The 23,453-nt window shown below is 72.4% G+C and carries 20 protein-coding genes; 10 read left to right on the forward strand and 10 right to left on the reverse strand.

The annotated features are described in order from the left end of the window. Window positions 1-46: 46 nt before the first annotated feature. Together GA0070608_RS15945 and GA0070608_RS15950 are read right to left on the reverse strand one after the other, a co-directional pair. Window positions 47-580: a YlcI/YnfO family protein gene (locus GA0070608_RS15945; RefSeq protein WP_091628746.1), complete on the reverse strand. Its 534-nt coding sequence runs from the start codon at window positions 578-580 to the stop codon at window positions 47-49. Window positions 581-688: 108 nt separating this feature from the next. Then, window positions 689-2,821, reverse strand: a complete 2,133-nt coding sequence (locus GA0070608_RS15950) for a transglycosylase domain-containing protein (RefSeq protein ID WP_091628749.1) — start codon at window positions 2,819-2,821, stop codon at window positions 689-691. Between the two features lie 121 nt (window positions 2,822-2,942). Here GA0070608_RS15950 and cobC point away from each other — a divergent pair, with 121 nt between their 5' ends. The 3 genes from cobC to cobA are packed head-to-tail and all read left to right on the forward strand — an operon-like array spanning window position 2,943 to window position 6,536. After that, window positions 2,943-4,037, forward strand: coding sequence for an Rv2231c family histidinol phosphate aminotransferase CobC (gene cobC, locus GA0070608_RS15955; RefSeq protein WP_091628751.1), 1,095 nt, complete (start codon window positions 2,943-2,945; stop codon window positions 4,035-4,037). Next, on the forward strand, window positions 4,037-5,206 hold the full coding sequence (locus GA0070608_RS15960; RefSeq protein ID WP_091635224.1) for a nicotinate-nucleotide--dimethylbenzimidazole phosphoribosyltransferase: 1,170 nt from the start codon (window positions 4,037-4,039) through the stop codon (window positions 5,204-5,206). The genes cobC and GA0070608_RS15960 overlap by 1 nt, the downstream gene beginning before the upstream one ends. 46 nt (window positions 5,207-5,252) lie before the next feature. Next, the gene (gene cobA / locus GA0070608_RS15965; RefSeq protein ID WP_091628754.1) at window positions 5,253-6,536 is read left to right on the forward strand and encodes a uroporphyrinogen-III C-methyltransferase; all 1,284 of its coding nucleotides are present in this window, start codon (window positions 5,253-5,255) and stop codon (window positions 6,534-6,536) included. Window positions 6,537-6,681: 145 nt separating this feature from the next. On the opposite strand, the gene otsB is transcribed toward cobA, so the two are convergent. Beyond that, a complete protein-coding gene (otsB, locus tag GA0070608_RS15970) occupies window positions 6,682-9,243 on the reverse strand; it encodes a trehalose-phosphatase (protein ID WP_425413250.1) in 2,562 nt (853 codons plus the stop codon). A 38-nt stretch (window positions 9,244-9,281) separates the two neighbouring features. After that, the gene (locus GA0070608_RS15975) at window positions 9,282-10,682 is read right to left on the reverse strand and encodes an alpha,alpha-trehalose-phosphate synthase (UDP-forming) (RefSeq protein ID WP_091628759.1); all 1,401 of its coding nucleotides are present in this window, start codon (window positions 10,680-10,682) and stop codon (window positions 9,282-9,284) included. 338 nt (window positions 10,683-11,020) lie between these two features. On the opposite strand from GA0070608_RS15975, the gene ettA reads away from it, so the two are divergent. From ettA to GA0070608_RS15995, 4 genes are all read left to right on the forward strand, one after another. Next, entirely contained in the window at window positions 11,021-12,697 is a 1,677-nt protein-coding gene (ettA, locus tag GA0070608_RS15980; RefSeq protein WP_091635229.1) for an energy-dependent translational throttle protein EttA, read from the forward strand. Window positions 12,698-12,718: 21 nt separating this feature from the next. Next, the gene (locus tag GA0070608_RS15985) at window positions 12,719-13,165 is read left to right on the forward strand and encodes an acyl-CoA thioesterase (protein ID WP_091628762.1); all 447 of its coding nucleotides are present in this window, start codon (window positions 12,719-12,721) and stop codon (window positions 13,163-13,165) included. After that, window positions 13,162-13,887: a DUF8185 domain-containing protein gene (locus GA0070608_RS15990; RefSeq protein WP_176733737.1), complete on the forward strand. Its 726-nt coding sequence runs from the start codon at window positions 13,162-13,164 to the stop codon at window positions 13,885-13,887. The genes GA0070608_RS15985 and GA0070608_RS15990 overlap by 4 nt, the downstream gene beginning before the upstream one ends. A gap of 149 nt (window positions 13,888-14,036) precedes the next feature. After that, window positions 14,037-14,624 carry a type III secretion system chaperone family protein gene (locus GA0070608_RS15995; RefSeq protein ID WP_091628764.1) on the forward strand — a complete coding sequence of 196 codons (588 nt, stop codon included), beginning with the start codon at window positions 14,037-14,039 and terminating at the stop codon, window positions 14,622-14,624. Between the two features lie 52 nt (window positions 14,625-14,676). Here the strand turns inward: GA0070608_RS15995 and GA0070608_RS16000 are convergent, their stop codons facing one another. From GA0070608_RS16000 to GA0070608_RS16010, 3 genes are all read right to left on the reverse strand, one after another. Next, on the reverse strand, window positions 14,677-15,105 hold the full coding sequence (locus GA0070608_RS16000) for a globin (protein WP_091628767.1): 429 nt from the start codon (window positions 15,103-15,105) through the stop codon (window positions 14,677-14,679). A 58-nt stretch (window positions 15,106-15,163) separates the two neighbouring features. Further along, window positions 15,164-16,558 carry an MFS transporter gene (locus GA0070608_RS16005; RefSeq protein WP_091628769.1) on the reverse strand — a complete coding sequence of 465 codons (1,395 nt, stop codon included), beginning with the start codon at window positions 16,556-16,558 and terminating at the stop codon, window positions 15,164-15,166. Window positions 16,559-16,788: 230 nt separating this feature from the next. Further along, window positions 16,789-17,841: a mechanosensitive ion channel family protein gene (locus tag GA0070608_RS16010; RefSeq protein WP_425413232.1), complete on the reverse strand. Its 1,053-nt coding sequence runs from the start codon at window positions 17,839-17,841 to the stop codon at window positions 16,789-16,791. 319 nt (window positions 17,842-18,160) lie between these two features. On the opposite strand from GA0070608_RS16010, the gene GA0070608_RS16015 reads away from it, so the two are divergent. Continuing rightward, window positions 18,161-19,174: an RNA polymerase subunit sigma-70 gene (locus tag GA0070608_RS16015; RefSeq protein ID WP_091628775.1), complete on the forward strand. Its 1,014-nt coding sequence runs from the start codon at window positions 18,161-18,163 to the stop codon at window positions 19,172-19,174. A gap of 663 nt (window positions 19,175-19,837) precedes the next feature. Then, window positions 19,838-20,371 (forward strand): HNH endonuclease, encoded by a 534-nt coding sequence (locus tag GA0070608_RS16025; protein ID WP_091628780.1) that lies wholly within the window; start codon window positions 19,838-19,840, stop codon window positions 20,369-20,371. Between the two features lie 59 nt (window positions 20,372-20,430). Here the strand turns inward: GA0070608_RS16025 and GA0070608_RS16030 are convergent, their stop codons facing one another. The 3 genes from GA0070608_RS16030 to GA0070608_RS16040 all read right to left on the reverse strand — a co-directional run bounded on the left by GA0070608_RS16030 (window position 20,431) and on the right by GA0070608_RS16040 (window position 22,363). After that, complete coding sequence (locus GA0070608_RS16030) at window positions 20,431-21,282, reverse strand: class F sortase (protein ID WP_091628783.1); 852 nt, start codon at window positions 21,280-21,282, stop codon at window positions 20,431-20,433. A 12-nt stretch (window positions 21,283-21,294) separates the two neighbouring features. Further along, window positions 21,295-21,819 (reverse strand): hypothetical protein, encoded by a 525-nt coding sequence (locus tag GA0070608_RS16035; RefSeq protein ID WP_091628785.1) that lies wholly within the window; start codon window positions 21,817-21,819, stop codon window positions 21,295-21,297. 88 nt (window positions 21,820-21,907) lie between these two features. Then, on the reverse strand, window positions 21,908-22,363 hold the full coding sequence (locus GA0070608_RS16040; protein ID WP_091628787.1) for an Lrp/AsnC family transcriptional regulator: 456 nt from the start codon (window positions 22,361-22,363) through the stop codon (window positions 21,908-21,910). A gap of 181 nt (window positions 22,364-22,544) precedes the next feature. Here GA0070608_RS16040 and GA0070608_RS16045 point away from each other — a divergent pair, with 181 nt between their 5' ends. Next, window positions 22,545-23,444, forward strand: a complete 900-nt coding sequence (locus GA0070608_RS16045; RefSeq protein ID WP_091628789.1) for a tryptophan 2,3-dioxygenase — start codon at window positions 22,545-22,547, stop codon at window positions 23,442-23,444. The last annotated feature ends 9 nt before the right edge of the window (window positions 23,445-23,453 follow it).

Raw genomic sequence — 23,453 nt, forward strand, 5'->3', positions numbered from 1 at the left:
GTCCCCGCAGGTCGGGGGCGTGAGGTGAGAAGAGCGTGCGGTGCGGCTAACGCACCCAGCCGGTGAAGCCCTGCCTGGCCCGTTTCCCGCCGCCGCGTGGCTCGGGACGCTGGTCGCGCTCGGAGCGCTGCAAGCCGGCGGCGGCCGCCCGGACCAGCCAGGCGTTGACCGAGCGCCCCTCCTTGGCCGCGGCCTGTTCGACCGCGGCCTTGAGCTGCTCGGGCAGGCGTACGTTGATCCGGGCGGCGGGGCCATCCTCGGCGACCAGCAGGTCGCTCTCCGGCCCGCCGTGGGCGGTCACCGCAGCGTCTTCGGCCGCGAAGTCGAGCTGCTCGGCGGGGGGCGAGGTCACGACGAAGTTCGGATCGCGACCGCGCAGGCGCAGCTCCACCGAACCCGGAGCCAGGTCCCGGGTGATCTCGTCGGCGGCGGCCGACAACGCCTCCAGCAGCGTCATCCGGATCGCCGATTCGAGCGACCCGGCCAGGCGCTCGGCCAACGCACGCGCCTCGTCACCGCCGGCTTCGGCAAGCGTGCCGAACTCGCGTCCGAGGTTGCTCACATACGGGGTCAAGTCCATGGTGCCATGGTGGCACAACAATGGCACCATGGGCAAGCCATCTTGGCTCACCGATGTGCCGGGCGTCCGTGCGAAACCCGTGCTCTTCCGTCCGCTCTGGCGTCCCGGTCAGCCGACGATGCGGTCCGAGGGCGGGGTGAACTGGCGGGTGGGCTGGCCCTTGAGGCCGTCGCGGAGGGTCTCGGCCACCGCGCTGATCGGGATCTGTGACTGGCCGTCGCCGACCGCGTTGAACGGGTTGTCCGGGTCGGAGATGAAGCTCGCCGCCGCCAGTTCCGGTGTGTAGCCGACGAACCAGGCCGACCGGGTGCTGTCGGTGGTGCCCGTCTTGCCCGCCACCGGGCGGCCGACGGTGCCCCGCACGCTGTCCGCGGTCGACCAGCCACCGCAGCTCCCGCGGGCCGGGGTGTCGCCGGTCGGGCAGCGGGCGGCGTCGGTGGCGGCGCGCGCGGCGTCGGCGTCCACCACCTGCCGGCAGCGCGGCTTGGCGATCTCGCGTTCGATCCCGGAGACGGTCTTCCAGGTGGCCGGCGTGCCGTCCCGGTTGTAGATCGCCTGCACCGGGATCGCCTCGCAGTAGCGGCCGTCCGCGGCGATCGCGGCGTACGCGTTGGCCATCTCCAGCGGCGTGGCGTCGGAGACGCCGAGGGTGAACGCGCCCCACTGTTTCGCCCTGGCCGGGGAGGCGTGCTCCCGGTCGACGTCGGTGCGCCAGCGCAGCCCGAGCTGCTCGGCGAGGCGGACCGCCTTGTCCGCGCCGACCTGCTCCTCCAGCCACACGAAGTACGTGTTCACCGACTTGCCGAAGCCGGACCACATGGTCTGGTTGCCGCTCATCGCGCCGCTGGCATTGGACGGCGCCCAGCCGTCGTAGACCTCGGATCGGTACCGGTGCGGGGCGTTGAACGAGGTGGACAGCGGCATGCCCGCGTTCAGCGCGGCCAGCATCGGGAACATCTTGAACGTCGAGCCGGCCTGGTAGCCGGGCAGGTCGCCGCCGCCGAGCAGGGGCGCCACCGTGTTCGGGTAGTTCGCCTTGACCTTCGGCCCGGCCTCGGGGTTGGAGCTCAGCCCGTTCTCGCTCAGGTCCAGCGAGTACGTCCGGTTCACCGCCATCGCCTTGACCCGCCCGGTGCCGGGTTCGGAGACCACGATGCCGTTGGCGAACGGGCTGCCGGTGTTCTCCTTGCTGCCGACGTTCTGCTCGGCCGCCTGCTGGATCTTCGGGTCCAGGCTGAGCACGATCCGGTAGCCGCCCCGGCGCAGCTTGTCCATCCGCTCCAGGCGGTTCTCCCCGAACGCGGGCTGCGCGCTCCACCAGTTCTTCAGGTAGTCGCAGGCGAAGCCCCAGCTGTTCCACTTCTCGGGCACCGAGGCGCAGTCGTTCGGCGGATAGGTCAGCTTCAGCCGGATCGGCTCGGTCTTCGCCTGCGTGGCGGCGTTCGGTGAGAGGTAACCGAGCTGCGCCATCCGGTCCAGCACGTAGTTGCGCCGGCCGGTGGCGTCCTTCTGGTCGGAGCTGGCCGGGTCGTACTCGGACGGGGACTTGACCAGACCGGCGAGGGTGGCCGCCTCGACCGGGGTGAGGTCCTTCGGCGCCTTGGAGAAGAAGATCTCGCTGGCCGCGTAGATGCCGTACGCGCGGTGCCCGAAGTACGCGGAGTTGAGGTAGCGCTCCAGGACCTGCTCCTTGCTCAGTTCCTTCTCCAGGTCCATCGCCATCCGCATCTCCCGGACCTTGCGCAGGCTGGTCTGCTGGGTGGCCTCCTGCACCTCCTTCGGTGTCTTGGCGCTGTCCCGCAGCGCCATCCGCACATACTGCATGGTGAGGGTGGAGGCGCCCTGGGAGACACCGCTGGAGCGGGCGTTCGCCACGAAGGCGCGGGCGACGCCCTTCGGGTCGACGCCCCGGTGCTGGTAGAAGCGGTTGTCCTCGGCGGCGACGATCGCCTGCTGCATGTGCGGCGAGATGTCGGCCAGCTTCGTGTACTGCCGGTACTCCTCGTAGAACATCGTCAGCACCGTTTTGCCGTCCGGCGCGTAGACGTACGACGTCTCGGCCGGCAGCGCGGTGGTGAGGATCTTGGTTTTGTGCTCCATGGCGTGCGCCGTGACCTTGGCGCCGAGGCCGGTGGCGGCGGCCACCGGGTACGCCACGGCGGCGACCACGACGCCGGCGATCAGTCCGGCGCGGAGAAGGGGAACGAGACGACCAACGGCAGCGAGGGGTCGATTGCTCACCTGGCCAAGTTATGACATTTCCGATTCATACCTGAGAAATATTCATAAACACCCGTGTGGTGATGCTGCCCACGCCGGGATCCGCTGTCGCGCGCGCCACCTTCCCGGCAGGATCGCGGACATGCGTGGTCAGCCGACCGAGACCCTTCCCGAGCCCGAGCCCACCCGCCCCGAACCCGACCTCACCCATCACGGTGACGCCGAGGTGGGTGAGGGGCTGGTCGACCTCGCCGTCAACGTGCGGCGCGACGCCATGCCGGACTGGCTGGCCGACCCGATCACCGCCGCGCTCGGCGACCTCGCCGCGTACCCCGACCCGGGGCCGGCCCGGGCCGCCGTCGCGGCCCGGCACGGCCGCCCGCCCGCCGAGGTGCTGCTGACCGCCGGCGCGGCCGAGGGCTTCGTGCTGCTCGCCCGGGCGCTGCGTGGCGTGCGCCGGCCGGTGGTGGTGCACCCGCAGTTCACCGAGCCCGAGGCGGCGTTGCGCGCGGCCGGGCACCAGGTGGAGCGGGTGCTGCTCGACGCGGAAGACGACTTCCGCCTCGATCCGGCCCGGGTGCCGGCCGACGCCGACCTGGTGATGATTGGCAACCCGACCAACCCGACGTCGGTGCTGCACCTCGCCGCGGACCTGGCCGCCCTGGCCCGGCCCGGCCGGGTGCTGGTGGTCGACGAGGCGTTCGCCGACACCACCGTCGCCCCCGGCGTGGCCGGCGAACCGGAGTCGCTGGCCGCCCGGCGGGACCTGCCCGGCCTGCTGGTGGTCCGCAGCCTCACCAAGACCTGGGGCCTGGCCGGCCTGCGGATCGGCTACCTGCTCGGCGAGGCCGCGCTGTTGGAGCGGCTGGCCGCCGCCCAGCCGCTCTGGGCCGTCTCCACCCCGGCCCTGGCCGCCGCGTCGGCCTGCGCCACGCCCGTCGCCGTCGCGGCCGAGCGCGCCATCGCCGCCCGGCTCGCCGCCGACCGCGACCACCTGGTCGCCCGCCTGTCGGCCCTGCCCGGCGTACGCGTCGCCGGCCGCCCCGCCAGCGCGTTCGTGCTGGTGCACCTGCCCGGCGCCGCCGACGTGCGGCTCACCCTGCGCCAGCGCGGCTGGGCGGTGCGTCGCGGCGACACGTTCCCCGGCCTCGGCCCGGACTGGCTGCGGATCGCCGTCCGCGACCCGGCCACCACCGACGCGTTCACCGAGGTACTGGCGGAGATCCTGGAGACATGATGCTGGAGACAACGATCGCGGCGATCAGGCCGCCGGACGAGTCGGCGATGGCCGCCGCCCGGGAGTTGCAGGGGCGGCTGACCAAGCCCGCCGGCTCGCTCGGTGCCCTGGAGGAACTCTCCGTACGCCTCGCCGGCCTGGCCGGGCACTGCCCGCCGCCGCTGCCCGAGCCGGCCGCGGTCGCGATCTTCGCCGGTGACCACGGCGTACACGCCCAGGGGGTGACACCCTGGCCGCAGGAGGTCACCGCGCAGATGATCGGCAACTTCCTCGCCGGCGGCGCGGTGGTCAACGCGTTCGCCCGGCAGGCCGGCGCCTCGGTCACCGTGGTCGACGTCGGTGTGGCCACCCCGCTCCCGGCCGCCGACGACCCGTCGACCACCCCGGCCGCCGGCACCCCGCCAAGCGCCGATGGTCCGCGCGCCGACGGTTCGGTCGCCGCGCCGGGGGCGGACGTCGTCGGCACCCTGCCGAGCCGCGACGTCCCCCGGCTGGTCGCGGCGAACGTCCGTCCCGGCACCCGGGACCTGGCGGTGACCGCCGCACTCACCCGCGACGAGGCCCGCGCCGCGGTGGAAACCGGCATCCGGGTGGCCGACGACCTGATCGATGCCGGCGCCGGCATCCTGCTCACCGGGGACATGGGCATCGGCAACACCACGCCGGCCGCCGCCCTGATCGCCGCGTTCGCCGGCATCGACCCGGCCCAGACGACCGGCCGGGGCACCGGGGTCGACGACCCGACGTACGCCCGCAAGGTGGACGTCGTGCGGGCCGCGCTGCGCCGGCACGCCCCCGACCCGGCCGACCCGCTGGGCGTGCTGGCCGCGGTCGGCGGCCTGGAGCACGCCGCGCTGGCCGGCCTGATCCTGGGCGCCGCGGCCCGCCGGACGCCGGTGCTGCTGGACGGGGTGATCGCGGTCTCCGCGGCGCTCGCCGCGGCGGCCTTCGCCCCGCACGCCGTCGCCGCCATGGTGGCCGGACACCGCTCCGCCGAGCCGGGAGCCACGGTCGCGTTGCGCCGGCTGGGCCTGGAACCGCTGATCGACCTCGGGCTGCGTCTCGGCGAGGGCACCGGCGCGCTGCTCGCGTTGCCGGTGGTCACCGGCGCGGTCCGGGTGCTGCACGAGGTCGCCACGTTCGACTCGGCGGGAGTGGCCGAGAAGTGAGCGGGCGGGGCGGGCCAACCATCCGGCCCGACGGCGAGGGGGCGGCGTGAGCGGCAACCCGTACCCGCTCGGCCTGCGGCTAGCCGGCCGACGGGTGGTCGTGGTGGGCGGGGGAGTGGTGGCCACCCGGCGGGTGCCGGCCCTGCTCGACGCCGGCGCACACGTCCTCCTCGTCGCGCCGGAGCTGACCCCGGCGCTGCGTGCGCATGCCGACGCCGCCCGGCTGGACTGGGCGCCGCGCCGGTTCGCCCCCGACGACCTGGACGGCGCGTGGCTGGTCCAGGTCGCGATCGACGACCCGATCGCCGCCGCGTCGGTCAGCGCCGCCGCCGCCGAGCGACGCATCTTCTGCGTACGCGCCGACGACCGCTTCTCCGCCACCGCCTGGACCCCGGCGGTGACCCGGCAGGGGCCGGTGACCGTCGCGGTGCTCGGCGGGGGCGACCCGCGCCGCTCGATGGCCGTCCGCGACGCGATCCGCGACCTGCTGGATGTGAGGAAGGGCCCCCTGTCAACGCCTGCGGTAGAGGAAGGGTCCCTTCCTCACACCCGGGTCGGGCGGGTTGCGCTGGTTGGTGCGGGCCCTGGAGATCCGGAGCTGATCACCGTCAGGGGCTGGCGGCTGCTCACCCGGGCTGACGTGGTGGTCGCCGACCGGCTGGTGCCCGGGTTGCTCCTCGACGAGGTACGGGCCGACGCCGAACTCGTGGACGCCTCCAAGATCCCGTACGGTCCGTCCCGCGCGCAGGAGGAGATCAACCAGATCCTGGTGGACCGGGCCCTGGCCGGGAAGCTCGTGGTCCGGCTCAAGGGCGGCGACCCGTACGTCTTCGGCCGGGGCGGCGAGGAGTTGCTGGCCTGCGCGGCGGCCGGTGTGCCGGTGACCGTGGTGCCCGGTGTGACCAGCTCGATCGCGGCCCCGGCGGCAGCGGGCATCCCGGTCACCCACCGGGGCGTGGCCCACGAGTTCACCGTGGTCTCCGGGCACGTCGCGCCCGACTCGCCCGACTCCCTGGTCCGCTGGGACGCGTTGGCCGGGCTGCGCGGCACGCTGGTCGTCCTGATGGGGCTGAAGAACCTCGCGGCGATCACCGCGACGCTGGTCGCGCACGGCCGGCCGGCGGAGACACCGGCCGCCGTGGTGCAGGAGGCGACGACCGGGGCGCAGCGGGTGCTGCGGTCCACCCTCGGCACGGTGGCCGCCGACGTGGTCGCCGCGGGGCTGCGTCCGCCCGCGGTGGTGGTGCTGGGGGACGTGGCCACCGCCCTCGCCGGGGCTGGTCTTGAGGGATTTCCGGGGAGCCCGCCCGCTCCGGGCGGTCAGGCTTGATCCCTCCGCGAGTCAGCTCCCCGGAAATCCCCGGTGGGCGTTGTCCGTGGGCGGGCTCGGGTCCGTTCGGGTTGGGTCTGATCCCGTGGGATGAGCGACGGCGGCCGGAGAAGGAACTCTCCGGCCGCCGTCGGTGCTGGTCAGGTCACTGCTTGAGCATGTTGTCCAGCAGCAGGGCGCAGCGGATCAGACCGAGGTGGCTGTAGGCCTGCGGGTGGTTGCCCAGCCCGCGCTCGGCCAGCGGGTCGTACTGCTCGGGCAGCAGACCCGTGGGGCCGGCGGTGTCCACCATCTGCGAGAACAGCTCCTCGGCGTCGGTACGCCGCCCGGTGCGTAGGTACGCCTCGATGAGCCACGCCGTGCAGATGTGGAAGCCGCCCTCGCGCCCGGGCAGGCCGTCGTCCCAGTGGTAGCGGTAGACGACCGGGCCGCTGCGCAGATCCGCCTCGATCCGCAGGACGGTGGAGAGGAAGCGCGAGTCGTCACCGGGGAGCAGGCCGGACAGCCCGATCCACAGCGACGAGGCGTCCATGTCCTCGTCGCCGTACGCCACGCTGTAGGCCTCGACGGTCTCGTGCCAGCCGTACTCCAGCACGTTGGCAGCGATCCGGTCGCGCAGTTCCACCCATTCGGGCCGGTCCTCGCCGCCGTGCTGGCGCATCACGTGCAGCGCCCGGTCGACGGTCATCCAGCACATCACCTTGGAGAAGATGTGGTGCCGCGGGGGGAGCCGGGCCTCCCAGATGCCGTGGTCGGGCTCGTGCCAGCGGCGGCGGACCGCCTCGACCATGTTCTCCAGCACCCGCCACTCGTCCTCGCGGACGGTGCCGCGGGTGTCGGCCACGGCCGCGATGAGGTCCGCGATCGGGCCGAAGACGTCGAGCTGGAGCTGATGGTTGGCGAGGTTGCCGACCCGGACGGGCCGCGAGCCGGCGTAGCCGGGCAGGGTGTCGATGACGGCCTCGGCGCCCAGCTCGTAGCCGTCCACCGTGTAGAGCGGGTGCAGCCGCTCCGGGTGCCCGCCGGTGCGTTCGATGCACCCGTCGACCCAGCGCAGCAGCGCCTCGGCCTCCTCGATCGACCCGAGGTCGACCAGGGCCCGCGCGGTCATCGACGCGTCCCGCAGCCAGCAGTAGCGGTAGTCCCAGTTGCGGACCCCGCCCAGCTCCTCAGGCAGCGAGGTGGTCGCGGCGGCCAGGATCGAGCCGGTGGCCTCGTGGCAGAGCCCGCGCAGGGTCAGCGCGCTGCGGACCACCATGTCCCGGGCGGTGTTCGGCAGCCGCAGGGTGGCCACCCAGTCCTTCCACGGCTGCTCGGCCAGGGCCTGCCGCTCGTGGACGGGGAGCCGGTGGTGTTCCAGGCTGTGCGTGGCGAAGCGCAGCTCCAGCACGACCTGCCCGCCGGCGGCGGAGAGGTCGACGACCGCCTTGGCCGTCTCGTAGCCACCGTCGTTGGTGACCTGCCACTCGACCCCGGGGGAGTAGAGCGCGACCGGCTCGTTGGAGCCGAGCACGAGCAGGCCGTCGCCGATCGGCTGCAACTGCACTGCGACCTGGCCGAACTCGGGCCGGGGCGCGAACTCCAGCCGGGCCCGGCCGGAGCCGGTGAGCACCCGGACGAGAGTCGAGTCGCCGGTGACGACGGCCGGGCCGTCGGGCGTGGTCTCCTTGGCCGGCTTGTCCAGCCAGTCGGTGACGGTCAGGCCCGACCACCGGGTTTCGACGGTCATCGTCCCCGAGCGGTAGCGCTGGCCGAGCGGGATGCCCCCGCGTTCCGGCGCGACGCTGAAGTGCCCGGCCGGGCTGCCGCCGACCAGGTCGGCGAAGATCGCCGCCGAGTCGGGCTTCGGATGGCAGAGCCAGGTGACCTTGGCCTCGGGGGTGAGCAGGGCCACCGTCCGCCCGTTGGCCAGCATCGAGTGCCGCTCGATGGGCACCGCCCGCTCGCCGAAGAGCCAGTGCCGGCGGGTCTCCAGCAGCAGACCGAGGGCGCGGGCGGCCTCGATCGGCTCGGCGACCCGGTAGTCGGCCCTGGTGTCGCCGGGGCCGATCTTGATGCCGACGTCCGGCCCGTGCAGGTTGCCGAAGGCGTTCTCGTCGGTGACGTCGTCGCCGATGAAGAGCACCGCGCTGGCCGAGAGTTGGGTGCGCAGCTGGTCGACGGCCGTGCCCTTGTGGGTGGCGACCACCGACAGCTCGATGACCTCCTTGCCCTGGGTGACCGTGACGTCGTCCCAGGTGGCGGGGCCGCTGCGGACCGCCTCGATGGCCGCCGCCGCGATCTGGGGGGCCACCCCGCGGGTGTGTACCGCGACGCTCGCCGGCTTGCGTTCCAGCCGGATGCCCGGATGGGCCGAGGCGATCTCACGCAACGCGTCGCGCAGCCGGGTGCGGACCGCGATCAGCTCGGGGGAGAGCCGCTCGACGAAGCCGATGTCGAACTCGGAGCCGTGGCTGCCGACCAGGTGGACCTCGCTGGGCAGCCGGGAGAGCGCGGCCAGGTCGCGCAGGGCCCGCCCGGAGACCACCGCCACGGTGGTCTGGGGCAGGGCGGCGAGCGCCCGGACGGCCGCCACCGATTCCGGCAGCGGTACGGCCTTGCTCGGGTCTTCCACGATCGGCGCCAGGGTGCCGTCGTAGTCACAGGCGATCAGAAGCTGGGGTACCCGGGCGATCCGGCCGATGGCCGCGCGCAGTTCCGGGTCCATGGTGCCGGCCGCCGGGGTGATGATGTCGTTGGCGGCGTTCACGCGTCCTCCGATTGAGGCACACCGAGCTCGGTGAGGAACGACTTCGCCCAGTGCCCCACATCGTGGGTGCGTAGGTGGCGCTGCATTGTCCGCATTCTGCGGCGGGCCTCCGGCTTCTCGACATGCACGGCCCGCAGCAGGGCGTCTTTGACCGCGTCGGGGTCGTGCGGGTTACACAGGAACGCCTGACGCAGCTCGGTGGCGGCGCCGGCGAACTCGCTGAGCACGAGTGCACCGCCCTGGTCGGCGCGCGATGCGACGTACTCCTTGGCTACCAGATTCATTCCGTCTCGCAGCGGAGTCACCATCATCACGTCGGCGGCGGCGTACATCGCGGCGAGTTCAGTGCGACTGTACGACTGATGCAGATAATGCACCGCCGGCACGCCGACCCTGCCGAATTCGCCATTGATCCGACCGACTTCGCGCTCCACCTTCACGCGTAGTGCCTGGTAGTGCTCCACGCGCTCGCGGCTGGGCGTGGCGACCTGCACCATGACCGCGTCGGGAACTGTCAACTTTCCGTCAGCGAGCAGTTCGCGGAAGGCCTTCAGCCGCAACTCGATGCCCTTGGTGTAATCCAGCCGGTCGACGCCCAGGATGATCGTCTTCGGGTTGCCCAGTTCCGCGCGGATCTCCTTCGCGCGGGCCTGGATCGCCGGGTCGGCGGCCAGCCGTTCCATCTCCTTCGTGTCGATGGAGATCGGGAACGCGCCGGCCTTCACCTGGCGGCCGTCGACCTGGATCATCTGCCCCTCGTAGCGGAGCCCGAGCAGGTGCCGGGCCAGCCGGACGAAGTTCTGCGCGGCGAGGCGCTGCTGGAACCCGACCAGGTCGGCGCCGAGCAGACCGCGCAGGATCTCGGTGCGGAACGGCATCTGCATGAACAGCTCGATGGGCGGGAACGGGATGTGCAGGAAGAAGCCGATCCGCAGGTCCGGCCGCAGCTCGCGGAGCATCGCCGGGACGAGCTGGAGCTGGTAGTCCTGCACCCAGACCGTCGCCCCCTCGGCCGCGACCTCCGCCGCGGCCTCCGCGAAGCGTGCGTTGACCAGGCGGTACGCCTCGCGCCAGCGGCGCTTGTAGGCCGGCGTCTCGACCGCGTCGTGATAGAGCGGCCAGATCGTCGCGTTGGACTGGCCCTCGTAGTAGCGCTCCAGTTCCTCCGCGCTCAACGGCACCGGGTGCAGCCGGATGCCCTCCAGGTCGAAGGGCTCGGGAGCGGCGCCGGTGCCGCCGGCCCAGCCGACCCAGGTGCCCTGGTGCTCGGCGAGGACGGGGTGCAGTGCGGTCACCAGCCCTCCGGGGCTGCGACGCCACTGCCGTCCCTCAGGGGTGCTCACCTCGTCGACGGGTAGCCGGTTCGCCACTACGACAAAGGAGCTGCGGACGGTCACGTTCGGCCACCTCCGGGTGCTGACGGGTCAACCGCGAATGAGCGTACTGAGCGTAGCTGCGGCGTCTGGGGCCCCGTGCCGGAGTCACCTACCCTTCCCACGATGGTCCAACCCGTGACGTGATCTTGTCGATACCCCTGCTCGGAAAGCAGGGGTGTCGCGGCGCGTCGGGGCCGTCGGGGCGGGGTGATGTGGGCGCGACGGCGCGTACCTGTCAGGATTGACGATGGCGTGCGTGCGTGCGGCCGGTCAGCGGCCGGCGGCGGCGGGCGGAGCTCGAAGCCCGCATCCCGCGCCCGCCGGCCCCCAGTCGCAACCTTACGGAGGTAGCCCGCACCGTGGCCCAGTACATCTACGTCCTGGAAAAGGCGCGCAAGGCGCACGGCGACAAGGTCGTGCTCGACAACGTGACGCTGAGCTTCCTGCCGGGTGCCAAGATCGGTGTGGTCGGCCCGAACGGCGCCGGTAAGTCCAGCCTCCTCAAGATCATGGCAGGGCTGGACAAGCCGAGCAACGGCGAGGCTCGGCTGATGCCCGGCTACACCGTCGGCATGCTCGCCCAGGAGCCCCCGCTCAACGACGCCAAGACCGTCCTCGGCAACGTCGAGGAGGCGGTCGCCGAGACCAAGGTCAAGCTGGAGCGGTTCAACAAGATCGCTGAGCAGATGGCCACCGACTACTCCGACGAGCTGATGGAGGAGATGGGCCGGCTCCAGGAGGAGCTGGACCACCTCGACGCCTGGGACATCGACTCCAAGCTCGAACTGGCCATGGACGCGCTGCGCTGCCCGCCGCCGGACGCCGACGTGACCCAGCTCTCCGGTGGTGAGCGCCGCCGGGTGGCGCTGTGCAAGCTGCTGCTGGAGGCGCCCGACCTGCTGCTGCTCGACGAGCCCACCAACCACCTGGACGCGGAGAGCGTCTCCTGGCTGGAGCAGCACCTGGCCAAGTACGCCGGCACCGTCATGGCGATCACGCACGACCGGTACTTCCTGGACAAGGTGGCCGGCTGGATCCTGGAACTGGACCGTGGCCGGGCCATCGGCTACGAGGGCAACTACTCCACCTACCTGGAGAAGAAGGCCGCCCGGCTGGCCGTCGAGGGGCGCCGCGACGCCAAGATGAAGAAGCGGCTCACCGAGGAGTTGGAGTGGGTCCGCTCCAACGCCAAGGCGCGGCAGACCAAGTCCAAGGCCCGCCTCGACCGGTACGACGAGATGGCCACCGAGGCGGAGAAGACCCGCAAGCTCGACTTCGAGGAGATCCAGATCCCGCCGGGCCCGCGCCTGGGCAGCACGGTGATCGAGGCGCAGAGCCTGAGCAAGGGCTTCGGCGACCGGCTGTTGATCGACAACCTGTCGTTCTCGCTGCCGCGCAACGGCATCGTCGGCATCATCGGCCCCAACGGCGTCGGCAAGACCACGCTGTTCAAGACCATCGTCGGGCTGGAGGAGCCGACCAGCGGGGACGTCCGGGTCGGCCCCACCGTCTCGCTGTCGTACGTCGACCAGAACCGGCAGGGCCTCGACGGCGACAAGAGCGTCTGGGAGGTCGTCTCCGACGGCCTGGACTACCTCATGGTGGGCAAGGTCGAGATGCCGTCGCGGGCGTACATCGCGGCGTTCGGGTTCAAGGGACCGGACCAGCAGAAGCCGACCAAGGTCCTCTCCGGCGGCGAGCGCAACCGGCTCAACCTGGCGCTGACGCTGAAGATCGGCGGCAACGTGATCCTGCTCGACGAGCCGACCAACGACCTGGACGTGGAGACCCTCTCCAGCCTGGAGAACGCGCTGCTGGAGTTCCCCGGCTGCGCCGTGGTCATCTCCCACGACCGGATGTTCCTCGACCGGGTCTCCACGCACATCCTGGCCTGGGAGGGTGACGACGAGGACCCGGCGAAGTGGTTCTGGTTCGAGGGCAACTTCGAGGCGTACGAGAAGAACAAGATCGACCGTCTCGGCGCGGAGGCGGCCCGCCCGCACCGGGTGACCTACCGCAAGCTGACCCGTGACTAGCAGGGCGGACCGCTGCCGATCATGAGCGACCGTTTTGTCTACCACTGCACGCTGCGGTGGTCCGACCTGGACGCGTACGGCCACATCAACAACTCGCGCTTCCTGACCCTCTACGAGGAGGCGCGGGTGGCGTTGATGTTCGCCGGCGGCCGGGCGTGGGGAGTGGGCTCGTTCGCCGACGGCGTCGTGATCAGTCGGCACGAGATCGACTACCTGCGCCCGGTCGAGTACGCGCTCGGCCGGGCCACCGCGGAGGCCGCCCCCACCGTTCGCATCGAGCTGTGGGTGGAGGAGATCCGGGGCGCGTCGTTCACCGTCGCCTACGAGCTCTTCGACGGCGAGGTCCTGGCCAGTCGCGCCCGCTCGGTGCTGGTGCCCTTCGACCTGACCCGGCAGCGGCCCCGGCGGATCACCCCGGAGGAGCGGACGTTCCTGCTCACGTACGCGTCGCAGGGCGGGGTGGCGTGACGGCGACCGCCGGGCCGACCGGGCCGGCGGAGGCCGGTGCCGGCGGCGCGGTCGCCGGCGGGCACGGGATCGCGGACGCCGCCGACGCGGGGGCCTTCCTGGCCCGCCTCGTCCGGCTGGACCGCGACGCGCCGGTCCGACTCCGGTCAGCCGGCACGACGGGGCGTACGGCCCTCTGGGGGCGCCTGCCGTGGGGCGTACTGGTCGTCCGTACGGTGGCAGGCGACGGCCCCGGCGACGCGACGGTCCCGGCCGGCGAGCTGCTGGCCGAGTTGGCGGGCGGCGGCGGGGCCCTGCCGGCGCGGCGGGACGAGCGGTGGCGGTGGCCGCTGCCGCCCGCCGCGAGCCGGCGGGTGGAGACGCTGCCGGGCGGGGAGCTGCGGCGGATCGCGGCGGCGGCGGCGGGTGCCCTGCGTGACGCCAGCACGCGGGGCGTGGCGGGGCGTGCGGTCGGGCAGCGGGCGCTGCGCGACGCGCTGCTCGACCACGTGCCGGTGGTGGTCACCCCCGAAGACCCGCCCGGCGAACCGGTCGAGGTGACCCAGCGGATGGTCCAGGGACTGGTCCGGATGGGCTTCCTGGGTGCCGCCGAGGGGTCCGCCGGGGCGGTCGGCGGGGGCGACGTCCAGGTGCGGGCGGTCGGCCGATGGGTCGGTCTGGTGGGACCGTACGGAGCGATCTGGTCGCAGAAGGCCACCGATCTTGCCCTGCGGCCCGTCTGAGTTCATCCGTTCGGATGACCCGTGGTCATTCTTCTGTCCTGGTGCTGCCGTTGGGGGGGTGCTTCAACCCGGCTGTCCGGGTACCGTCCATCCTCGGATCCAACGCAACGTAGGCGACTGGATCCGCTGGGGAGTGAGGTGCGCAAGCGATGCCGTGGTGGTCATGGCGCCCCGGTCCCGCCAACGGCGGCGGCGACCCGGAAAGGCGGAGCGGGATCACAGTGGAGAGCACCGTCCGGGTCGGGCCACCGACCCCCCGTCAGCCGGGAGACGACTGCCCGCCGACGGAACGAGCCGTGATCGCGGAGATGCCCGCCACGGTCGAGCCGGTCACTCTGCGTCGTGTCTGCGACGCACTCGACATGCTCGACGTGCGCCATCTGGCCGACGGCGACGGCAACCTGCTGGCCATGTGGGAGCGGCACGCCGTGCTGGTCACACTGGAGGGTCCGGAGGACGAGATCCTGGTGATGCGGGCCCGTCCGCATGCGACGGTGCCGCCGGACTGGGCCGACCGCGCCTACCGGGTGGTCAACGAGTGGAACCACACCCGCCGCTTCTGCAAGGCATACATCGGCGACCCGACCGAGCGCGGCCAACTGCCGATCTACGCGGAGTTGCAGGTGCCGTTCGGTGCCGGGGCGCACGACGCGCTCCTGGTCGAGATGCTCGACTGTGGCGCGGCGGTCGCCACCAGCTTCGTGGACTGGCTGCACGACGAGGGCGCCCTGCTCTGACCCGCCCGACGCACGTCCGGGCGTCCACCGGGACGCCCGGACGGCCGGCGTGTCAGGCCGGCCCCGCCGGGTCCTCCATCGCGTTGACCATGAAGTAGGCGGACCGCTCCAGGTAGTCCCACAGCGCGGTGGCGATCTCCGGCGGCAGGTCGAGCCGGTCGACGGCTCGGCGCATGTGCAGCAGCCACGCGTCCCGCTCGGCGGCGCCGATCCGGAACGGCGCGTGGCGCATTCGCAGCCGCGGGTGCCCCCGCTGCGCCGAGTACGTGTTGGGGCCGCCCCAGTACTGCATGAGGAACAGGGTCATCCGGTCTGCGGCGGGGCCCAGGTCCTCCTCGGGATACATGGGGCGCAGCAGCGGGTCGGTGGCGACCCCGGCGTAGAACTCGTCCACCAGCTTGCGGAAGGTGGGCTCGCCGCCGACCGCTTCGAAGAGGGTCATCGACGCACCAGGACGGTCTGACTCACCTGCGGCATTCACCGTTCCATCCTGCCAGGTGCCGCGCCGGGCGTCCGGAGGGTGGCGGCTGTGGGCCGGGTCACCGTGTGCCGCTGGTGTCCCGCCGCGCCGGGGCGACCGCCCAGTCGTCCGGCGACCCGCCGCGCCGTTCGTCCTCGGCCGGCCGCCGCGCCTTCGCCGGGCTGAAGAGGCCGTCCGGCCCGCCCGCCTGGGCCGCCGCGATCGCCGCGTCGATCGTCGAGCGGCTCGGCCAGCGCAGGGCGGCGAGCGTCATCAGCAGCACCCCGACGGCGCTCCACACCCCGACCACGAGCGGGATGGAGTATCGCTCGGCCAGCAGCCCGGTGATCAGGACGGCCATGCCCTGGATGACCTGGACACCGGTCGCCATCACGCCGAAGGCGCGGGCCCGGAAGCCGTCGGGCAGGGCCCGGACGAAGAGCCCGTTGGCCACCGGCAGCATGCCGGCGACGGCGAACCCGCAGGCCGCGGCGAGCAACGCCACCACCAACGGCGGCGGGTCGAGCAGGGCCGGCACCAGGGCCAGTGGGGAGAGCACCGCCAACGGTCGCATCAGGCTCAGCCGGCGGTCCGGCCCGAAGGCCCGGCTGACGATCAGGCCGCCGAGGATGAAGCCGACGGGGTTCGCGGCCATGATGATGGCCTGGGCGGCGCCGGCGTCCAGGCGGCCGGCATGCTCACTCGCCCAGGCGGCGGCGAGGCCCTCCGGCACCACCGAGAAGAGCATGGCGGCGAAGACCAGCAGGGCGATGGACCGCAGCACCGGGGTGCCGAACACGATCTGGAAGCCCTGCGCGGTCTCCCGCAGCAGGTGGCTGCGGTGCGCGGCGGTCATCGCCGGCGGTCGGTCCGCCACGCCGAAGCGGACCAACGCGGCGGACAGGGCGAAGGTCGCCGCGTTCACCAGGAGCGCGGCGGTCGGGTTGAACGCGGCGATGGCGGCGCCCGCCAGATAGCCGACGACCTGGGCGGCCTGGCCGACGCTGCTGATCATCGACAGCCCGACCACCAGGCGGTCCCCGGTGAGGAGCAGGGGGATCAGCGCCGACTTGGCGGCCTGGCTCGGTGGATTGGCGAGCGTGGTGGCGAAGAGCAGGGCCAGGATCACCGGGACGGGCATGCCGGGGATGGCGATGCCCACCATCAGCACCATCCGGACGACGTCGCAGATCACCATGACCTGCCGGTAGCGGTGCCGCTCCGCGAGCGTGGCGAGCAGGGGGCCGCCGACCAGCCAGGGCAGGTAGCTCACCGCGAAGGCGGCGGCGGAGAGCGCGACGGACCGGGTCTCCTCGTAGACCAGCAGGGTGACCGCGGCCTTGGCGACGTAGTCGCCGATCCAGGAGAGAGCGCTCGCCGAGAAGACAGCGCCGTATTCTCGATTGGCGAACACCTCGCGGAAGGTTGCCGGTCCTTCCGGGGATGGTCGCTCGTCGGGCACCGTCGCCTCCATCGTTCCCCTGGGCAGGCCACTCGTGATGGAAGGCCCGGGAACCGTCGTCAGATGTGCGGATCAGCGAGGACGTGATCACGCTCCGGGGAGCGCGTGCACCGGATTTTGCCCGATCGTCCGACGAGTGGCTAGGGCGAAGGGGTTGATCGTCGCATCTCCGACTGAACGAACGGACGATACCCGAGGGGCCGCCCGGCCCGCGACCCCCGACGGTCGTCGCCCCGGGCGTCTCAGGTGGCGCCGCCCTGCCCGGTCTCGCCGGGGGTACGGATCGGGACGCCGGGATAGAACCGGGCGGCGGCGATCTTGGCGGTGATGCCGGAGTTCTCCAGCGACTCGGCGAGCCGACGACGCAGCTCCCGGCCGACGGCGAACTGCCCGTCGGCAGTCGTCTTGACCACCGTGCGGATGACCGCGCCGTCGACCGTCATCTGCTCGACGCCCAGCACCTCCGGTGCTTCGACGATCTCCGGGGCCAGGTCGGGGTCCATCGCCACCGAGGCGGCGGCGGTCCGCAGCACGGCCGTGGCCTCCTCGGTGCCGGCGAAGCCGATCGGCAGGTCGACCACGACCAGGGCCCAGCCCTGGCTCTTGTTGCCCACCCGGACGATCTCGCCGTTGCGGATGTACCAGAGCACGCCCCGCCCGTCGCGGACGGTGGTGACCCGCAGCCCGACCGCCTCCACCACGCCGGTCGCCTCGCCGAGGTCAACGGTGTCCCCGACGCCGTACTGGTCCTCGATCAGCATGAACAGGCCGGCGATCAGGTCCTTGACCAGGCTCTGCGCGCCGAAGCCGAGGGCCACGCCCGCGATGCCGGCGCTGGCCAGCAGCGGGGCCAGGTCGAAGCTGAACTCCTTGAGGATCATCAGCAGCGCGATTCCGAAGATGAACGCGGTGCTCATGCTGCGCAGCACCGAACCGATCGCCTCGGCCCGCTGCCGGCGCCGCTCCGGGACGAACTCGCCCGGCTCGACGGCGGCGCTGGGGATCCGCTCGCGCAGCGGTCGCAGCATGGTCGGTACGCCCGCGTCGGTGGTGGTACGCACCAGGCGGCTGATCGTCCGGTGCACCAGCCACCGGGCGGCTACCGCCAGCAGCACGATCATCATGATCCGCAGCGGCTTGAGCAGGATCCAGTAGCTGCCCTCGGCGAACCACACCGAGCCGGTCATGTCGAAGACGCCCTTGCAGAGGACGTCGTCCAGGCAGGTCGGCGACGGATCGGGATCCGGCGCCTCGACGACGGGCAGGGCGAGCGGCGTCAGGCTGGCAGCGGTCACGTTGTCTTCGTACCCCACGCGGCCGGGCCGGATCCCGCCGACCCTCCGCGTCGTGACCCGGCCCGGCCCCCGTCGGGAGGGCCGCGCCGTCGGACGCGGGCGAACCGGTCGTCCTCATCGCCCACGCCCGCAGGAGCGGCTGGCGCACCTGTGCCACGCCACGGCGATGAGGGACAGGAGAACCCAGGGCCAGCGTTTCGAGAGGGCTTCCCGCTTCGCCGCGGGGCACTCCGGTCATGCCGACCGCCCTAGTGATGAGTTGTCGCGCCCGTACCCGTCACACCTGTGACGGGACACGACGAGGCGGAAGGATGACGTGATGAGAGCGGACACGCGGTTGGAGGAGCTGGGCGTGAGCAGGCTGGGCGGGAGCGGTCTGGGCGAGGTCGACGAGCCGGCGTTCTCGGGGCTGGCGGAGCGGCACCGGCGGGAGCTGCACGTGCACTGCTACCGGATGCTCGGGTCGTTCGAGGACGCCGAGGACACCGTGCAGGAGACGTTCCTGCGTGCCTGGCGGCGGCGGGAGACCTTCGAGGGGCGGTCGACGTTCCGGGCCTGGCTGTACCGGATCGCCACCAACGCCTGCCTGGACCTGCTCGCCAAGTGTCGCCCGGAGCCTGCGACCGGCGGCGAGGTGCGGTGGCTACAGCCCTACCCGGATCGGTTGCTCGACGAGCTGCCCGCGGGCGAGGCGGACGAGCCGGAGACCGTCGCCGTCGCGCGGGAGACGATCGAGCTGGCGTACCTGGTCGCGGTCCAGCACCTCGCGCCGCGCCCGCGGGCCGTGCTGATCCTGCGGGACGTGCTCGGCTGGCCGGCGAAGGAGGTCGCGGAGCTTCTCGGGGACTCCGTCAACTCCGTGAACAGTGCGCTGCAGCGGGCCCGCGCCGGCATGCGGGAGCACCTGCCCGCCGAGCGGCAGGACTGGACCGGCGGCGAGGAGGACGCCGGGACGCGTGAGCTGGTGCGCCGCTTCACCGACGCCAGCGTGGCCACGGACATCGACCGCCTCACCGCGATGCTGCACGACGACGTCCGCTGCTCGATGCCACCCACGCCGGGCCTGTACGTCGGCCGCGACTCGGTGGTGAACAACTGGATCGACGACGGCTTCGAGGGCATGACGGGTCTGCGGGCCGTCCCCACCTCCGTGAACCGGCAGCCCGCCGTCGCCTTCTACCACTGGCGGAAGCGGGAGGGCGCGTACCTGCCGCTGACGATCGACGTCCTGCGCGTCACCGGCGGAGCGATCACCGAAATCACCACCTTCCACGACGACCAGTTCCCGCGGCTCGGGCTGCCCGAGCGCCTGCCGGCAGACGGCACGGAGTAGTCCCGGTGCGGACGCTCGCGCTGCGCGGTGGCGCGCGTGTCGCGGTGGTCGCGGCCGAGTGGCGCGACGCGTTCGGGGTCGTCACCCGCGGGCGGGTGCAACTGGAGTTGCGCGACGGGCGCGGAGCCTCCGCACCCGGACCGATTGACGACCCCGCAACGGGACTACGCGCGGCGCAAGGGCGTGTGTACTAACGGACACCCGGTGCTGCCACCCTCCATTCCAGGTTCTTTTCCTTGGTCGTGGGAGGTTGGGGAAGGGCTCAGTGATCTTCAATTGCCCTTGATCCAAACTGTAAGCTCCAAGAGGGCTTCCCGCTCAACCTCAGGCACGCTAGTGATCTTGGGCCGCCTTGATCAAATTCATCGAGCTGAATGCGTAAGCATGATCATCGGGCACGGATCCGGCACAACCGAGATTCAAAACGGGGGTAAGACATCGAGAGGAGTTGAGGGGGCCAGCCCTGCTCAGAGGCGAGATCTGCCCCTTTCCGGGCGTTGCCTAAGCGGCTTCCGACATTAGTACGTGCAATCCGGGGTCCGATCAGGGACGATGGGCGCACGGACGTCGGTGATCCGACCGGCGTCGGCCGTGGTGGGTCGCTGTGCCCGTTCCCGGTCGGCGGTGGTGAGCAGGGGCCGCTGAACCGGGAGGGTGAACGCGATGCCTGACATACGACCCACGGTGGGCTCCGGTGCGCTGGTCCTCAACGCCACCTACGAGCCGCTGTGCGTCGTGTCGGTACGTCGTGCCGCCATTCTCGTGCTCTCCGCCAAGGCGGTCTGCGTCGCCGACGGCGACGGCATCCTGCACAGCGCCCGCGACGCGCTGCCGGTGCCGTCGGTCGTCCGGCTCACCCGTTTCGTGCGGGTGCCCTACCGCACCCACGTCGGGCTCTCCCGCCGCGCCATCTTCGCCCGGGACGGCTGGCGCTGCGCCTACTGCCGGGGCCCCGCCGAGACCATCGACCACGTCTTCCCCCGCAGCCGGGGCGGCCGGCACGCCTGGGAGAACGTCGTCGCGGCCTGCGCCCGGTGCAACCACACCAAAGGCGACAAGACGCCGGCGGAGTTGGGCTGGCGGCTGCACGCGCTGCCGGCGGCCCCGAAGGGCACCGCCTGGCGGGTGCTCGGCCACCGGGCGCCGGATCCCCGCTGGGCCGACTGGCTCGACCTGCGCGAGCCCGAGGCCGCCTGACCGACCGGCACGCCCCGGGCGCAGCAGGCGGTGCCGACGGCCCCCGCTGGTGCGGCCGGTCACCCGGTGCGGGCCCGGACCAGGGACGCGAAGACCACCACGTTGTCGGCGTACCCGGTCTCCCCGCCCACCCAGCGCCCGCCGCAGGTGATCAGGCGCAGCCGGGGGCGGCTGAAGTCCCCGAAGACCTCGCCCGCCGGCAGTTGGTCCTTGTCGAAACGCTCGACCGAGTCCACCTCGAAGACCGCCACCGAGCGGTCCTGCCGGGCGACCTCGATCCGGTCCCCGTCCCGCAGGTCCCGCAGCTTGTGGAAGACCGCCGGCCCGGTGGTCGTGTCGACGTGTCCGACGATCACCGAGGGGCCGTACTGCCCGGGGGTCGGCCCCTGGTCGTACCAGCCGGCCTCCTGGGCGCGGGCGGCGTCCGGCACCGCGATGCTGCCGTCCGGGGCGATGCCGACGCCGTGCACGGGCGCCTCAACGTCGATCGGGTCGATGGCGATGCCGACCGGCCGGCTGGCGGGCAGCACCGGGAACTTCTTCGGCGCGGGCCGCAGCCCGGCGAGGAAGCGTTCCGGCAGCACGCTCACGCCGGCGATCCGCTCCACGCCGAGCATCGTGACGATCAGCGCCATCAGCGTCCCGATCACCAGGACCGGCAGGCCGGGACCCCGGCCGGAGCCAAGCCGGCGACGGCCGGCCGGAACCCGGCGGTACCGGGGTCGGGCGGGCAGCGGTCCGGCCGCCGGGTCGGTGGTGGCGACGCTCGCCGATACCGCCTCCCCGGCCACCCGGCGCAGCCGCCGGGAGGCCGCGGCCGCCGCCCGGCGGGACGCCCGCAGCGCCCGCCGGGTGGCCGCCCGGACCCGGCCCGGATCCGATCGCCTGGTACGCCTCTGGGAGCCGGTCATGGCGACGGCGGGTCAGGAACCGGCCCCGGTCCGGCGGCGGTTGCCGAAGAAGCCGAAGCCCACGGCCAGGCCCACCACCGCGAGGCCGCCGACCAGCAGCATGGTGCCGGTGCCCGAGGCTCCGGCGGTGCCGCCGCCCCCGGTCGCCGGGCCCTTGCTGGGCTGCTCCATGTTCAGCACGGTCAACGTGGTGGTCGCGGTCTTGCCGTTGTCGCAGCGCAGGTCGACCGGGTAGTCGCCGGGCTGCTTGTTGCCCGGGATGGTGACCTGGCCGGTCAGGAAGCCGTTGTCCGGCCGTAGCACCACCGGGCCGCCGAACGCGTCGGAACGGACGCTGGCCTGGCGGTTGTTGGCGTTGTCGCAACCGGCCCGGATGTTGACCCGGGTGCCGGCCTGCGCGCTGTTGGGCACCACCTCGACGAAGGTGTTCTCACCCGCCCAGGCGGGTGCGACGGTTGTCAGGACGAACGCCCCGACCAGGCCCAACACGGTCAGGGCGCGGGTCAGGGCACGTTGGAACGCTGTGAGCACCGGCATGATCCCCCCTTCCGGTGACGAACACCGGAATCCTCCCCGGGCAACAGGGCCTGCTTTCCCGCTGGCCGGGGGGCAAACCCGGGGCGGGTCAGCGGGGCCGGTCGGCCGAGGGTGACGGGGTGACGGGCTGCCACTCCAACGGGGTGGACAGCACCATCGTGCTGGACGGCTGGCCGTACGGGGCGAGCCGGTCGATGACCCCCTCGAAGTCGCCGATCGAGCCGGCGGCGACCTTGAGCATGCTGCACGCGTCGCCGGTGATGCGGTGGATCTCCAGGATCTCCGGCCAGCCGGCCACGTCCGGATCGTGCAGGATGCACCGCGACCCGTAGCAGGACATCCGGATCAGCGCGACCACCGTGCGGCCGGCCCGGGTCAGGTCGACGCGGGCGTGGTAGCCGGTGATCACCCCGGATTCCTCCAGTCGGCGTACCCGCTCCGCGACGGCCGGCGGCGACAGGTGCACCCGCCGGGAGAGTTCGCTGAAGGAGAGCCGTGCGTCGGCCTGCAGTTCCCGCAACAGCGCCCAGTCCATGTCGTCCATGAGCCGACCTTACTTTCTCGAAGCCGAAACCGGCTCATGCCTTTCGCGCCGCAGGTCAGACGGGGTGAGTGCCGTTGATCCGGCATTCCATTCGGGGGTTCCGCCGAGAGAACATGTCTGTCATCCCGAAACCGGACGGCCGACGGCCGTCCCGGGTGACGCAGAGCAGAGGGAGGCACCGGTGGAGCAGACCGACCTGCGCGTACCCGCCCAGGCGGCAGTGCGCCCGGCGACCCCGAGCCAGCGCGCGGTCCGCGCCGCCCGCAACGGCGGCGAACCGACGCTGGAGTTCACCGAGCGGGTGCCGTACGACACGTACGTGCAGGCCAGCACGCTGCACCGGTTGCAGCAGCCGCTGAGCGACGACCCCGGCGAGATGTCCTTCCTGATGGTCAGCCAGATCATGGAGCTGTACTTCGGGCTGACCTGCCACGAGTTGCGCGACGCGCAGCGGCTGCTGCGGGCGGACCGGGTGTGGGACGCGCTGGCCCCGCTGCGCCGTGCCACGCTGCACCTGGAGGGGCTCAACGCGGCCTGGAAGGGGCTGCGCTGGATGACCCCGGCCGACTTCAACCGGTTCCGCAACCTGCTGGGCGAGGGCTCCGGCTTCCAGTCGGCGATGTACCGCCACCTGGAGTTCCTGCTCGGCCTCCGCGACGAGACGCTGATCCGGCCGTTCCGCCGGCAGAGCGACGTGTACGCCGACCTGCGGGCCACCCTGGCGGCGCCGAGCCTCTGGGACGACGTGCTCGCCCTGCTGGCCCGGCACGGCCACGACCTGCCGGCCGACCTGCTCGACCGGGAGTTCACCGTCGAGCACCAGCCGCACGCCGCCGTGGAGGCGGCCTGGGTGCGGATCTACGCCGAGCCCGGCCCGGAGAACCACCTGCGGATGTTGGGCGAGGCGCTGACCGAGGTGGCCGAGCAGTTCGGCGACTGGCGGCAGCACCACGTCAAGGCGGTGCAACGGACGATGGGCGCCAAGGTCGGCAGCGGTGGCTCCGCCGGACTGGCGTGGTTGCAGCGCAGCATGGCCCGGGTGGTCTTCCCCGAGCTGTGGTCGGCCCGGACAGCGATGTGACCCGAGAGC

Origin of the sequence: Micromonospora peucetia (assembly GCF_900091625.1) — a bacterium.
GTDB classification, from domain to species: Bacteria; Actinomycetota; Actinomycetes; order Mycobacteriales; family Micromonosporaceae; genus Micromonospora; species Micromonospora peucetia.

Coding starts and splice junctions, on each gene's coding strand:
- GA0070608_RS16035 (WP_091628785.1), bottom strand. CDS start 21,819: ATGCCGGTGCTCACAGCGTTCCAACGTGCCCTGACCCGCGCCCTGACC.
- GA0070608_RS16040 (WP_091628787.1), bottom strand. CDS start 22,363: ATGGACGACATGGACTGGGCGCTGTTGCGGGAACTGCAGGCCGACGCA.
- otsB (WP_425413250.1), bottom strand. CDS start 9,243: ATGGACCCGGAACTGCGCGCGGCCATCGGCCGGATCGCCCGGGTACCC.
- GA0070608_RS16015 (WP_091628775.1), top strand. CDS start 18,161: ATGAGAGCGGACACGCGGTTGGAGGAGCTGGGCGTGAGCAGGCTGGGC.
- GA0070608_RS16005 (WP_091628769.1), bottom strand. CDS start 16,558: ATGGAGGCGACGGTGCCCGACGAGCGACCATCCCCGGAAGGACCGGCA.
- cobC (WP_091628751.1), top strand. CDS start 2,943: ATGCGTGGTCAGCCGACCGAGACCCTTCCCGAGCCCGAGCCCACCCGC.
- GA0070608_RS16025 (WP_091628780.1), top strand. CDS start 19,838: ATGCCTGACATACGACCCACGGTGGGCTCCGGTGCGCTGGTCCTCAAC.
- GA0070608_RS15960 (WP_091635224.1), top strand. CDS start 4,037: ATGCTGGAGACAACGATCGCGGCGATCAGGCCGCCGGACGAGTCGGCG.
- GA0070608_RS16030 (WP_091628783.1), bottom strand. CDS start 21,282: ATGACCGGCTCCCAGAGGCGTACCAGGCGATCGGATCCGGGCCGGGTC.
- GA0070608_RS15995 (WP_091628764.1), top strand. CDS start 14,037: ATGCCGTGGTGGTCATGGCGCCCCGGTCCCGCCAACGGCGGCGGCGAC.
- GA0070608_RS15945 (WP_091628746.1), bottom strand. CDS start 580: ATGGACTTGACCCCGTATGTGAGCAACCTCGGACGCGAGTTCGGCACG.
- GA0070608_RS15985 (WP_091628762.1), top strand. CDS start 12,719: ATGAGCGACCGTTTTGTCTACCACTGCACGCTGCGGTGGTCCGACCTG.